Consider the following 12,677-nt stretch of genomic DNA (forward strand, 5'->3'; position numbering starts at 1 on the left):
AAAGGATTTGTATTTACAAACCTTTTATATCTGAGGAGGATTCAGAAATATGGATTTCAAGCAACATATCGCAATTGTACCAGATTATCCGAAAGAAGGTATTGTGTTTAAAGACATTACACCTTTAATGAACGACGGAAAAGCATATAAAGCAGCAACAGATGCAATCGTTGAGTATGCAAATAAAAGAGACATTGATGTTGTAGTAGGACCAGAAGCGCGTGGTTTTATTATTGGTTGCCCAGTTTCTTATGCATTAGAAGTAGGTTTCGCACCAGTTCGTAAATTAGGGAAATTACCACGTGAAGTAATTACAGTTGACTACGGTAAAGAATATGGAACGGATGTTTTAACAATCCATAAAGATGCAATTAAGCCAGGCCAACGTGTATTAATTACAGATGACTTATTAGCTACAGGTGGAACAATTGAAGCGACAATTAAACTAGTTGAAGAACTTGGTGGAGTTGTAGCAGGAATTGCATTTTTAGTAGAGCTTACTTACTTAGATGGTCGTAAAATGTTAGATGGTTACGATGTATTAGTATTAGAAAAATACTAATCATTATATAGGTGAAACTACGGTGATAAAAAAGTACCCGTGAATCTCTTGGAGAGGAGCGGGTACTTTTGTATAATTGCACAAAAAAACATGGTGAAATGTCAGTAAAATCTTTTCCTTTTCACAATTCACAATCATTGGGTTATAATGATAGAATATAATTTATTCTATTCAATAAAGATAAAGTCAATTTTCAATAAAAGGTGATTCGATGGCAAATGAGCAAGTACTAACAGCTGAACAGGTACTCGAGAAAGCAAGTCAATATTTAGCGGATGGAGATATTGAGCTAGTGGCACGTGCCTATGAATATGCGCGTGATGCACATAGCGAACAATATAGAAAATCGGGTGAACCATATATTATTCACCCAATTCAAGTTGCAGGTATTTTAGTTGATTTACACATGGATCCGGCTACAGTATCGGCAGGTTTCTTACATGATGTAGTGGAAGATACAGAAATTACATTAGAAGACATTGAACGGGAATTTAATAAAGAAATCGCTATGCTTGTCGATGGTGTTACAAAGCTTGGAAAGATTAAATATAAATCCCATGAGCAGCAACAAGCAGAAAACCATCGCAAAATGTTTATTGCAATGGCTCAAGATATTCGAGTTATTTTAATTAAACTAGCTGATCGTCTTCATAACATGCGTACATTGAAACATTTGCCTCAAGAGAAGCAGCGTCGCATTGCGAATGAAACGTTAGAAATCTTTGCACCTTTAGCACATAGACTCGGAATTAGTACTATTAAATGGGAGTTAGAGGATACGTCACTTCGCTATTTAAACCCGCAGCAATATTATCGTATTGTGAATTTAATGAAGCGTAAACGTGCAGAGCGTGAAGAATATTTAGATGAAGTAATGACTGGCATTCGTGAGAAATTAAAAGAGGTTTCAATTCAACCTGAGATTTCTGGAAGACCAAAACATATTTACAGTATTTATCGTAAAATGGCATTGCAAAATAAACAATTCAATGAAATTTACGATTTACTAGCTGTACGTGTCGTTGTGAATAGTATTAAAGATTGCTATGCGGTGCTTGGAATTATTCATACGTGCTGGAAACCAATGCCAGGTCGTTTTAAAGATTATATTGCAATGCCGAAAGCAAATTTATATCAATCTCTTCATACGACTGTAATTGGACCAAAAGGTGATCCGCTAGAAGTGCAAATTCGTACGAAAGAAATGCATGAGATTGCAGAATTCGGAATCGCGGCACATTGGGCGTATAAAGAAGGTAAAGCAGCAGAAACAACGGGTACATTAGAGAAGAAACTAACTTGGTTCCGTCAAATATTAGAATGGCAAAATGAAGCTTCTAATGCAGAAGAATTTATGGAGTCATTAAAAATTGATTTATTCTCTGACATGGTATTCGTCTTTACACCAAAAGGCGATGTAATGGAATTACCACTTGGCTCTGTTCCAATTGATTTTTCGTATCGTGTCCATTCGGAAATTGGAAACAAGACAATTGGTGCAAAAGTAAATGGGAAAATGGTGACGCTTGATTATAAGTTGAAAACTGGTGACATCATTGAAATTTTAACATCGAAACATTCGTATGGTCCAAGTCAAGATTGGGTAAAGCTTGCTCAAACATCTCATGCGAAAAATAAAATACGTCAATTCTTTAAGAAACAACGTAGAGATGAAAATATTGAAAAAGGCCGTGAACTTGTTGAAAAAGAAGTGCGTGGCTTAGAGTATGAGATGAAAGAAGTATTAGCGCTTGATAATTTAAAACGTGTCGCTGAGAAGTTTAACTTTGCAAATGAAGAAGATATGTTTGCAGCAGTTGGATATAACGGAATTACAGCAGCGCAAATTGTTACGAGACTAACGGACAAGTTCCGTAAACAACGTGAAGAAGAAGACATCGTTGAAGTTAAAGAAGTTCGTAAACCGATGAAAATTCGAAAATGGGATTCTGGTGTAAAGGTAAGTGGTGCAGATAATTTGTTAATTCGTTTATCAAAATGCTGTAACCCAGTTCCAGGTGATGATATCGTTGGGTATATTACGAAAGGTCGAGGCGTATCAATTCACCGTTGCGATTGCGTCAATGTGCATACAGAAGAAGCGGTGGAGCGTTTACTAGAAGTAGATTGGGAAGGTAGTCCTGAAAAAGAAATTGAGTACAATGTTGATATTGAAATTTCAGGCTATGATCGTCGTGGTCTATTGAATGAAGTATTACAAGCTGTTACAGAAACGAAGACGTATATCTCAGCTGTTTCTGGTAGAAGTGATCGTAATAAGATGGCAACGATTAACATGTCGATTTCTATTCGAAACTTACAACACTTGAAAAAAGTAGTAGAGCGCATTAAACGTGTTCCAGAAATTTATGCCGTACGACGCATGATGCATTAATAGGGAGTGTAGAAAAGATGAGAGTTGTTTTACAACGATCAAAGGAAGCGTCTGTCACAGTAGATGGCGAGATTGTAGGACAAATTCCATTCGGTTTAACATTACTAGTTGGCATTACGCATGAAGATACAGAAAAAGATGCAACTTATATCGCAGAAAAAATTGCAAACCTACGTATTTTTGAAGATGAGAGCGGAAAGATGAACCACTCTGTACTTGATATGAAGGGACAAGTTCTATCTATTTCGCAATTTACATTATACGGAGATTGCCGTAAAGGAAGACGTCCAAACTTTATGGATGCTGCGAAACCTGATTATGCAGAACATTTATATGATTTCTTTAATGAAGAAGTTCGTAAACAAGGACTGCATGTGGAGACAGGACAGTTCGGAGCAATGATGGACGTTTCTTTAATCAATGATGGTCCGGTGACCTTAATTGTAGAAAGTAAATAGTGTTGCCCAAGAAGAGAGGATTATAGGTCCTCTCTTTTTTCATACATTGTGGTATGTTTTGTTTAGTTACAATAGGATTTAATTTGAAGAGGAATAAAAGGAAAAGAAGGTGTAGCATGCTTCAAGAATTCAATATAGCTTTACGTTTTATGCTGGAGTTATGCATTCTTGGGATTGTTGGATACTGGGGGTTTCGAATAGGAGAAGTACCTGTTGTAAAAATTACACTGGCTATTAGTCTTCCGATTGTTGTTGCTGTCATATGGGGGTTATTTGGAGCTCCATACGCAGAGTGGGAAGTGCGTGGTATATTGCATGTATTGTTAGAAATTATCGTGTTTGGAGTAGGTGTTGCAGCGTTGTATCATTTGAAGCACCCTTTACTTGCGAGTGGATTGGCTACCGTTATTATTGTTAATCGCATTCTTATGTTTATTTGGAATCAATAACTGTTTCGGCTATGTATAACTATCTCATCAATATGGAACAATAAAAAGTAAAACAACCATATTGAATGTGAGGGATATACGTATGCGTATGAATGAAAAAGGGCATTCTGTTACAAATGGTGCAAATCAACTGTTTAACGTAAATTTACATGATTTTATTTCAAAAGAACAAAACAATACTTCAATGGAGCTTGCTTCTGAGTTTGGAATTTCACTACAAGATGTAAAGCGCCTAAAGAAGCAAATTGAGCGCTCTTAGAGCACTTGACAATCCTACTCAACAAACGTATAGTAATTTTATATTTACATATGAATATAGCCGTTGATAGAGGAGAGTAAATGAGATACACATGGAAAGAGAAGAAATGTCCTAGGCTGAAAACATTTCTACATGATGACTGATTGAATGACACTCTGTAGGTTTCAACTTGAAAGGCTTATAGGCTTAGTAGAGATGAACGCAAATTTAAGCGTTATTAAAAAAGTGGAAGCATACGTGCTTCAATTAGGGTGGCACCACGGGTATAATACTCTCGTCCCTACTGTTCAAACAGTAGAGGCGGGAGTTTTTTTATTTTTATTAAGATTAAAACAATTTGAGGAGGAACTGAATATGTCTATTCAAATCCCACGCGGAACGCAAGATATTCTTCCAGGTAGTGTTGAGTTATGGCAGTATATCGAAGGGCAAGCGCGCGACATTTGCCGTCGTTACAATTATAAAGAAATTCGTACACCAATTTTTGAGCACACAGAGCTATTTTTACGTGGTGTTGGTGATACGACAGATATCGTACAAAAAGAAATGTATTCATTCCAAGACCGTGGAGAGCGTAGTTTAACATTACGTCCAGAAGGTACTGCACCTGTTGTACGTTCTTACGTTGAAAACAAAATGTTCGGTGATGCAACACAACCAACAAAATTATACTATATCGGCCAAATGTTCCGTTATGAAAGACCACAAGCAGGTCGCTATCGTCAATTCGTACAATTCGGTATTGAAGCAATTGGTAGTAACGATCCAGCAATTGATGCAGAAGTAATTGCACTTGCTGTAGAGTTTTACCGCGGTATGGGCTTGAAAAATATTAAAGTTGTATTAAATAGCTTAGGTGATGCAGCGAGTCGTCAAGCGCACCGTGATGCGTTAATTGCTCACTTTGAGCCGCGCATCGGAGAATTCTGTTCTGATTGCCAATCTCGCTTAGAAAAAAACCCTCTTCGTATTTTAGACTGTAAGAAGGACCGTAATCATGAATTAATGAGCACGGCACCATCTATTACAGAATACTTAAACGAAGATTCAGCAGTATACTACGACAAAGTACAAGAACTACTAACGATGATGGATGTTCCATTTGAGAAAGATCCGAATTTAGTACGTGGTTTAGACTACTACCAACACACTGTTTTTGAAATTATGAGTGAGGCAGAAGGTTTCGGTGCTATCACAACATTAAGTGGCGGTGGCCGTTATAACGGACTTGTACAAGAAATCGGTGGACCGGAAATGCCAGGTATCGGTTTTGCGATGAGTATTGAGCGTTTAATTATGGCACTGAAGGCTGAAAATATTGAGTTACCAATTGAACATAGTATTGATTGTTACGTTGTAGCACTTGGTGAAAAAGCGAAAGACCGTGCTGCAAAAGTTGCGTTCGATCTTCGTAAAGCTGGATTATCAGTTGAAAAAGATTATTTAGATCGCAAAATGAAAGCACAATTTAAATCTGCAGATCGTTTAAATGCGAAATACGTAGCTGTATTAGGGGAAGATGAGCTAGATAAAGGCATCATTAACTTAAAAGATATGGCAACAGGCGGACAAGAAGAAGTAGCGTTAGATGTATTTGCTTCATATGTAGCAGAAAAATTAATATAGGGGGAACTTAAAGTGGCTGAAAGAACACATGCATGCGGAAAAGTAACAGTAGAAGCGGTTGGACAAACAGTTCAATTAAAAGGTTGGGTACAAAAACGCCGTGATTTAGGCGGATTAATCTTTATCGACTTACGTGACCGTACAGGTATCGTACAAGTTGTATTTAATCCAGAAACATCAAAAGAAGCGTTAGAAGTAGCAGAAACGATTCGTAGCGAATACGTATTGCACGTAGAAGGTACAGTTGTTGAACGTGGTGAAGGCGCAATTAATGATAATATGGCAACTGGTCGTATTGAAGTACAAGCATCGAAAGTAAATGTATTAAACGCAGCGAAAACAACGCCAATCATTATTGCTGATGATACAGATGCATCAGAAGATGTGCGTTTAAAATATCGTTACTTAGACTTACGTCGTCCTGCAATGTTCAACACATTCAAAATGCGTCATGACGTAACGAAAACAATTCGTAACTTCTTAGATACAGAAGAGTTCTTAGAAGTTGAAACACCAATTTTAACGAAGAGCACGCCAGAAGGAGCTCGCGACTATTTAGTACCAAGCCGTGTGCATGATGGTGAATTTTATGCATTACCTCAATCTCCGCAGCTATTTAAACAGCTTCTTATGGTCGGTGGATTTGAGCGTTACTATCAAGTAGCACGTTGTTTCCGTGACGAAGATTTACGTGCGGATCGTCAACCGGAATTCACGCAAATTGATATCGAGGCATCATTCTTAACACAAGATGAAATTTTAGAAATGATGGAGCGTATGATGACGAAAGTCATGAAGGATGCAAAAGGTGTAGAAGTTAGTGCACCATTCCCTCGTATGAAATATGCTGATGCAATGGCTCGCTTTGGTTCTGATAAGCCGGATACACGCTTTGAAATGGAACTAAAAGACCTATCTGAATTTGCAGTAGGTTGTGGATTTAAAGTATTTACAAGTGCTGTAGAAAACGGCGGACAAGTAAAAGCGATTAACGCAAAAGGTGCAGCGAGCAAATACTCTCGTAAAGACATCGATGCATTAACTGAATTCGCCAAAGTATACGGTGCAAAAGGTCTAGCTTGGCTTAAAGTTGAAGAAGACGGCTTAAAAGGACCGATTGCGAAATTCTTCGGTGAAGAAGAGGCAAACGTGTTAATGAGTACATTAGAAGCGGATGCTGGTGACTTATTACTATTCGTAGCAGATAAGAAAAGTGTTGTTGCAGATAGCTTAGGTGCACTTCGTTTACGTCTAGGTAAAGAACTTGAGTTAATTGACGAAAGTAAATTTAACTTCCTATGGGTAACTGATTGGCCACTTCTTGAGTACGATGAAGATGCAGATCGTTACTTCGCAGCTCACCACCCATTCACAATGCCATTCCGTGAAGACGTTGAGTTATTAGAAACAGCACCAGAAAAAGCACGTGCACAAGCATATGACCTTGTATTAAACGGTTATGAGCTTGGTGGTGGATCACTTCGTATTTACGAGCGTGACGTACAAGAAAAAATGTTCAAAGCACTTGGATTCTCACAAGAAGAAGCACAAGAACAATTCGGATTCTTATTAGAAGCATTCGAATACGGTACACCACCACACGGCGGAATCGCATTAGGTTTAGACCGTCTTGTTATGTTACTTGCAGGTCGTACGAACCTTCGTGATACAATTGCATTCCCGAAAACAGCAAGCGCAAGCTGCTTATTAACAGAAGCGCCAAGCCCAGTTGCAGAAGCTCAGCTTGAAGAGCTAAGCTTAAAATTGAGCTTGAAAGAAGAGAAGTAAGAATAGAGTCTAGATGGTTATACTATAGCCGTCTAGGCTTTTTTTGAGGGGAAGTTTAAAAAGTCCGGTTCAGATAACTGTCGCATCTCATCGTTGCTTATGCTAGTCCGGTGCTCGAGTAGTAAAGCTACACTGTGCTCCTCCTAGCATGAGTGCCTCGATCTGCTCGGCCATCTGAATCCTCCTTTTTAAACTTGCATTTAGGAAGAAGTAAAAGCCCGGTTTACACTATGTTTTTATTTTTAAAATATGTATTTTTAAGGATTCTATAACTTTTTCTATACAAATAGTCGGAAAAACGCTAGAATACATGGTAGACCATTTTTGTAATAGGAGTGTAGAGCTGAATGTTACATCAATTTTCACGTAATGAATTAGCCTTTGGAAAAGAAGGCCTTGAAATATTAAAAAATAGTACAGTCGGTATTTTAGGTATTGGCGGCGTAGGATCATTTTCGGCAGAAGCGTTAGCACGTTCTGGCGTAGGACGTCTCGTATTAGTCGATAAAGACGTTGTAGATATTACAAACGTAAACCGTCAAATTCACGCGTTAGTATCTACTGTAGGACGTTCAAAAGTAGAATTAATGAAAGAGCGTATCGCAGATATTAATCCAGAGTGTGAAGTAATTGGACTAGAGATGTTTTATACAGATGAAACATATGAAGAGTTCTTTAAACACGGTTTAGATTTCGTAGTAGATGCATCTGATACGATTACGTTCAAAATTCATTTAATTAAACAATGTTTACGTCGTAAAATCAAAATTATCTCATGTATGGGTGCGGCAAATAAAATGGACCCAACTCGTTTCCGTATTGCGGACATCTCTAAAACACATACAGATCCAATTGCGAAAGTAATTCGTACGAAGCTTCGTAAAGATGGTATTAAAAAAGGTGTAAAAGTTGTCTTCTCTGACGAGAACCCAATCGTAATTCGTGAAGAAGTACGTAAAGAAATCGTACCAGACGAAAATGCAAAAATTCGTAAAGCGAAATTACCACCTTCATCAAATGCATTTGTACCATCTGTGGCAGGCCTAATTATGGCAAGTCACGTTGTACGTGAGCGTATTAAAAACGTTGAAGTGAAGCGTGTAGGGCAAGAATAAAAAGGAAGCATATATCGTTTAGGATATATGCTTTTTGTATGTTTTAAAGAAATATCGATGTCGAATCGTTAATATAATTTCATTTACTGTGGTGCTTTTTCACTAAGGGAAAATAAACAGGGATGTCACTTAGTTGAAAAAGTGGCATCCCTGTTTTTAGTTTTCTGCAGAATATATAATATCTAAATTTCCATTTTGATCGGTTTTGAAAATCGGAGCAATTTGCTCTTCTTGTTCTTCGACCGAAACAAGTTTTCGAGCACGATCCATAATTCTAACAAGCATTGCATAATCTTCTTCGATTGCTTGTTGTTTTTTTGTGAGAACAGCTAATTTTGCTTCAAGTTCATTATTCATTTTTTGCAGGGAAGTGAGCTGATCTTGTAATACGTCATTTTCAGTTTGTAACTTTGCGAGTGAAGGGTTATTGTGCTCCAAGTTTTGCAAAAATGAGATGACATTTTGCATTGTAAGATCTTGTTTATTTGGGACAATATCTTCTGAAAACTCGGCATCGATTACGAGCTGCCGAGTTTGTGTGAACTGCTCTTTTTCTATTTTAGCTTCCGAACGCTTTAATTCTTTACGTTGTTTTTTTGCGATTTGCACCGCATCTTCATAATATGGTCTTACTTCAGCATTCCATCTAAAGCCACAAGCTGCTGAAGTTCGGTTTAATGTATCACCAACTTCATCGAATGCTTTTATTTGTGTACTTCCGCTGCGAATATGTCGTAAAACAGTTTCTGCTAAAAGGAGATCGTCTTCTTTTGTCCATGCATCTTGACGTGTTTTCATAAGCGAACCCTCCGTAATGGTGACGTTTTCGCTTATATTACCCTTTATTCTTCGTTTTATGCGAACTTTGTAATCTTTCATAAACAGTAGAAAGTGCTTGTTCAAATTTTCCTGTCGTTTTCGGTTTATAATATTGCTTGTTTTTAATTTTATCAGGTAAGTATTGTTGTTGTACCCAGCCATTTGGGTGATCGTGTGGATATAAGTATCCGATGCCTCTTCCTAACGATTCGGCTCCTTTATAATGACTATCTTTTAAATGACTTGGAATATCGCCTGTTTGGCCATTACGTAAATCGTGTAGTGCGGCATCGAGTGCTTTATAGGCCGAGTTTGATTTCGGTGATAGACAAAGTTCAATAACAGCATTTGCAAGTGGTATGCGTGCCTCTGGGAAGCCGACCCGTTCAGCTGATTCAATCGCTGCAAGTGTACGTTGTCCAGCTTGTGGGCTAGCAAGTCCGATATCTTCATATGCCATAATAAGCAGACGTCTACCGATGCTTTGTAAGTCACCAGCTTCAATAAGACGTGCTAAATAATGAAGTGCGGCGTTCACATCACTTCCGCGTACTGATTTTTGAAAAGCAGATAAAACGTCATAGTGAGCATCGCCACCTTTGTCGTGAACGAAACTCTTTTTCTGTAAGCATTCTTCTGCGATTTCAAGTGTAATTTCCGCGGCTTTGTCGTCAGTTGTAAAGCTAGATAAAACAGCTAGTTCAAGTGCATTATAAGCTGAGCGCATATCTCCGCCTGATGCATTTGCAAAGTGATGTAATGCTTCATCCGTAACAGTTACATCATATTCCCCAAGCCCTTTTTCTTGATCTTCAAGCGCTCGTTTTAAGCCAATTAAAATATCATCTTCTGTTAATGCGTGTAATTCGAAGATTTGACAACGACTTCGAATAGCAGAATTAATAGCATGGAACGGATTGCTTGTCGTTGCACCAATTAAAGTAAGAAGTCCGCTTTCTAAATGGGGTAATAGAAAGTCTTGCTTCGCTTTATCTAGCCTATGAACTTCATCCAAAATTAAAACGAGGTGCCGATGCATCTTCGCTTCTTGTACGACAACTTCCATATCTTTTTTATTATGAGTAACAGCGTTTAAGAGGCGAAACAGGGTTCCAGTACTTCCTGCAATTGCGCTGGCGATTGATGTTTTTCCTGTGCCTGGAGGACCGTATAAAATCATTGATTGAAAATGATTTGCTTGGACCATTCGCCATAAAATCTTGCCTTCACCAACTAAATGCTGTTGTCCGATAATTTCTTGAATATTTGTAGGGCGCATTCGATGTGCGAGTGGTTGTTTCATTTGACCCTCTCCCTTAATGTATAATCTCATTCTATCGTATCATTTTTTTTGATGAAATTTGAAATAGGATGCTGTTTTATGGGAAAAACGAAGGATAATATTTTCATTTTTCTTTCAATTGTAATAATTTCCGAGTTTTTCAATGTGATTTTATGTTATCATTTTGATACACAAGTTGAAATTTCTTATAATACTATATTATGCTATAATTTCATAGGATTTTAAATTGTGTTCTTTTATAAATAAGATATAACCAATAGAAGTGAAAATTTGAAATGAGGTGCAAATAGATGAAGATTTCAACGAAAGGCCGCTACGGCTTAACAATTATGATCGACCTTGCAAAAAAGTTTGGTGAAGGCCCAATTTCATTAAAATCAATTGCGCAGGCGCATGACCTATCTGAGCATTACTTAGAGCAATTAATTTCACCACTTCGTAACGCTCGTCTTGTAAAGAGTACGCGTGGTGCATATGGTGGATATGTATTATCTGATCAGCCAGTCAACATTACAGCTGGAGATGTAATCCGTGTACTAGAGGGTCCAATTAGTGTTGTAGAAATGATAGAAGAAGAAGAACCAGCACAACGCCAATTATGGATGCGTGTTCGTGATGCGGTGCAAGAAGTATTAGATAGTACAACTTTAGAAGATTTAGTACGTTATGAGGAAGAAAATCACGGGGGCTATATGTTTTACATTTAATTCCTTGTGAAACGATTTGGAAAGAAGGAGATTTAATGGAACGCATTTACTTAGATCATGCTGCGACATCTCCGACTCACCCAGAAGTGGTCGAAAAGATGATTCCATATATGACAGAAACATTTGGAAACCCGTCTAGTATTCACTTTTATGGGCGTCAAACGCGCCATGCGGTAGATGAGGCGAGACGTGTGTGTGCACGTAGCATTCACGCGAGTCCAAATGAAATTATATTCACGAGCGGTGGTACAGAAGCTGATAATTTAGCACTTATAGGTGTAGCGCGCGCGAATCGTCATAAAGGTAACCATATTATTACAACGCAAATTGAACATCATGCGATTTTGCATACGTGTGAATTGTTAGAGCGTGAAGGATTTGAAGTGACGTATTTACCTGTTGATGAAACAGGGCGTGTTCAAGTTTCTGACATACAAAAGGCACTAACGGAAGAGACGATTCTTGTATCTATTATGTTCGGGAATAATGAAGTAGGGACAATACAACCAATTGTGGAAATAGGTAAGTTGTTAAAAGAGCATCAAGCTTATTTCCACACAGATGCTGTACAAGCTTACGGTTTAATAGAAATAGATGTGAAAGAGTTTGGTATTGATTTATTATCGATTTCCGCTCACAAAATTAACGGCCCAAAAGGTGTAGGGTTCCTATATGCTGGTGCAAATGTGAAATTTGAACCGTTATTAATAGGCGGAGAGCAAGAAAGAAAACGTCGTGCTGGTACTGAAAATATACCTAGTATTGTTGGACTTCAACATGCAGTTTCGCTAGCTGAAAAAACTCGTGAGCAAAAAAATGCCCAATATGAAGAGTTTAAAGATATAATGGTATCTGTCTTCAAAAATGAGGACATTCATTTCGAGGTAAACGGAGACTTGGAATATCGCTTACCACATGTGTTTAATATAAGTTTTACAGGAATGAATATTGAACCGTTTCTTGTAAACCTAGACTTAGCTGGTATTGCAGTATCAAGTGGTTCTGCTTGTACAGCTGGTTCGATTGATCCATCACATGTATTAGTGGCGATGTTCGGAAAAGACTCCGATCAAATACGTTCATCCGTACGCTTTAGTTTCGGACTTGGAAATACGAAAGAGCAAATTGAAAAAGCGGCGTACGAAACAGTGAAAATCGTGAAGCGATTAACACAAAATTAGCATGGGAGGTGACAT

The 12,677-nt window shown here is 37.9% G+C and carries 12 protein-coding genes and 1 other annotated feature; of the genes, 10 read left to right on the plus strand and 2 right to left on the minus strand.

The window, feature by feature from the left end:
- Window positions 1-49 precede the first annotated feature (49 nt).
- The 8 genes from NSS74_RS02340 to NSS74_RS02375 all read left to right on the plus strand — a co-directional run bounded on the left by NSS74_RS02340 (window position 50) and on the right by NSS74_RS02375 (window position 8,652).
- Window positions 50-562: an adenine phosphoribosyltransferase gene (locus NSS74_RS02340; RefSeq protein ID WP_002015305.1), complete on the plus strand. Its 513-nt coding sequence runs from the start codon at window positions 50-52 to the stop codon at window positions 560-562.
- A gap of 211 nt (window positions 563-773) precedes the next feature.
- Entirely contained in the window at window positions 774-2,957 is a 2,184-nt protein-coding gene (relA, locus tag NSS74_RS02345) for a GTP diphosphokinase (protein WP_002015304.1), read from the plus strand.
- A 17-nt stretch (window positions 2,958-2,974) separates the two neighbouring features.
- Window positions 2,975-3,415 carry a D-tyrosyl-tRNA(Tyr) deacylase gene (locus tag NSS74_RS02350; RefSeq protein WP_002015302.1) on the plus strand — a complete coding sequence of 147 codons (441 nt, stop codon included), beginning with the start codon at window positions 2,975-2,977 and terminating at the stop codon, window positions 3,413-3,415.
- Between the two features lie 116 nt (window positions 3,416-3,531).
- A complete protein-coding gene (locus NSS74_RS02355) occupies window positions 3,532-3,864 on the plus strand; it encodes a YrdB family protein (protein WP_002143224.1) in 333 nt (110 codons plus the stop codon).
- 82 nt (window positions 3,865-3,946) lie between these two features.
- On the plus strand, window positions 3,947-4,123 hold the full coding sequence (locus NSS74_RS02360; RefSeq protein WP_002015300.1) for a hypothetical protein: 177 nt from the start codon (window positions 3,947-3,949) through the stop codon (window positions 4,121-4,123).
- 54 nt (window positions 4,124-4,177) lie between these two features.
- Window positions 4,178-4,408: a binding site (T-box leader), on the plus strand.
- Window positions 4,409-4,477: 69 nt separating this feature from the next.
- A complete protein-coding gene (hisS, locus tag NSS74_RS02365) occupies window positions 4,478-5,749 on the plus strand; it encodes a histidine--tRNA ligase (RefSeq protein WP_012261743.1) in 1,272 nt (423 codons plus the stop codon).
- Between the two features lie 12 nt (window positions 5,750-5,761).
- Window positions 5,762-7,537 (plus strand): aspartate--tRNA ligase, encoded by a 1,776-nt coding sequence (gene aspS, locus NSS74_RS02370; RefSeq protein ID WP_002015297.1) that lies wholly within the window; start codon window positions 5,762-5,764, stop codon window positions 7,535-7,537.
- Window positions 7,538-7,884: 347 nt separating this feature from the next.
- Window positions 7,885-8,652: a tRNA threonylcarbamoyladenosine dehydratase gene (locus tag NSS74_RS02375; RefSeq protein WP_000903181.1), complete on the plus strand. Its 768-nt coding sequence runs from the start codon at window positions 7,885-7,887 to the stop codon at window positions 8,650-8,652.
- Window positions 8,653-8,808: 156 nt separating this feature from the next.
- Here the strand turns inward: NSS74_RS02375 and NSS74_RS02380 are convergent, their stop codons facing one another.
- Both NSS74_RS02380 and NSS74_RS02385 read right to left on the minus strand, forming a co-directional pair.
- Window positions 8,809-9,450 (minus strand): RsfA family transcriptional regulator, encoded by a 642-nt coding sequence (locus NSS74_RS02380; RefSeq protein WP_002034101.1) that lies wholly within the window; start codon window positions 9,448-9,450, stop codon window positions 8,809-8,811.
- Window positions 9,451-9,487: 37 nt separating this feature from the next.
- Window positions 9,488-10,774 (minus strand): replication-associated recombination protein A, encoded by a 1,287-nt coding sequence (locus NSS74_RS02385; protein WP_002143223.1) that lies wholly within the window; start codon window positions 10,772-10,774, stop codon window positions 9,488-9,490.
- Between the two features lie 290 nt (window positions 10,775-11,064).
- On the opposite strand from NSS74_RS02385, the gene cymR reads away from it, so the two are divergent.
- Both cymR and NSS74_RS02395 read left to right on the plus strand, forming a co-directional pair.
- The gene (gene cymR, locus NSS74_RS02390; RefSeq protein ID WP_000704117.1) at window positions 11,065-11,481 is read left to right on the plus strand and encodes a cysteine metabolism transcriptional regulator CymR; all 417 of its coding nucleotides are present in this window, start codon (window positions 11,065-11,067) and stop codon (window positions 11,479-11,481) included.
- A gap of 35 nt (window positions 11,482-11,516) precedes the next feature.
- Complete coding sequence (locus NSS74_RS02395; protein WP_002143221.1) at window positions 11,517-12,662, plus strand: cysteine desulfurase family protein; 1,146 nt, start codon at window positions 11,517-11,519, stop codon at window positions 12,660-12,662.
- Window positions 12,663-12,677 lie beyond the last annotated feature (15 nt).

Origin of the sequence: Bacillus sp. FSL E2-8868, assembly GCF_038005505.1 — a bacterium.
Taxonomy (GTDB): Bacteria; Bacillota; Bacilli; order Bacillales; family Bacillaceae_G; genus Bacillus_A; species Bacillus_A mycoides.

What these genes read in the sequence shown, in the direction of transcription:
- NSS74_RS02375 (WP_000903181.1), top strand. Translation starts at nt 7,885, where the DNA reads ATGTTACATCAATTTTCACGTAATGAATTAGCCTTTGGAAAAGAAGGC.
- relA (WP_002015304.1), top strand. Translation starts at nt 774, where the DNA reads ATGGCAAATGAGCAAGTACTAACAGCTGAACAGGTACTCGAGAAAGCA.
- cymR (WP_000704117.1), top strand. Translation starts at nt 11,065, where the DNA reads ATGAAGATTTCAACGAAAGGCCGCTACGGCTTAACAATTATGATCGAC.
- NSS74_RS02340 (WP_002015305.1), top strand. Translation starts at nt 50, where the DNA reads ATGGATTTCAAGCAACATATCGCAATTGTACCAGATTATCCGAAAGAA.
- NSS74_RS02395 (WP_002143221.1), top strand. Translation starts at nt 11,517, where the DNA reads ATGGAACGCATTTACTTAGATCATGCTGCGACATCTCCGACTCACCCA.
- NSS74_RS02350 (WP_002015302.1), top strand. Translation starts at nt 2,975, where the DNA reads ATGAGAGTTGTTTTACAACGATCAAAGGAAGCGTCTGTCACAGTAGAT.
- NSS74_RS02355 (WP_002143224.1), top strand. Translation starts at nt 3,532, where the DNA reads ATGCTTCAAGAATTCAATATAGCTTTACGTTTTATGCTGGAGTTATGC.
- hisS (WP_012261743.1), top strand. Translation starts at nt 4,478, where the DNA reads ATGTCTATTCAAATCCCACGCGGAACGCAAGATATTCTTCCAGGTAGT.
- NSS74_RS02360 (WP_002015300.1), top strand. Translation starts at nt 3,947, where the DNA reads ATGCGTATGAATGAAAAAGGGCATTCTGTTACAAATGGTGCAAATCAA.
- NSS74_RS02385 (WP_002143223.1), bottom strand. Translation starts at nt 10,774, where the DNA reads ATGAAACAACCACTCGCACATCGAATGCGCCCTACAAATATTCAAGAA.
- NSS74_RS02380 (WP_002034101.1), bottom strand. Translation starts at nt 9,450, where the DNA reads ATGAAAACACGTCAAGATGCATGGACAAAAGAAGACGATCTCCTTTTA.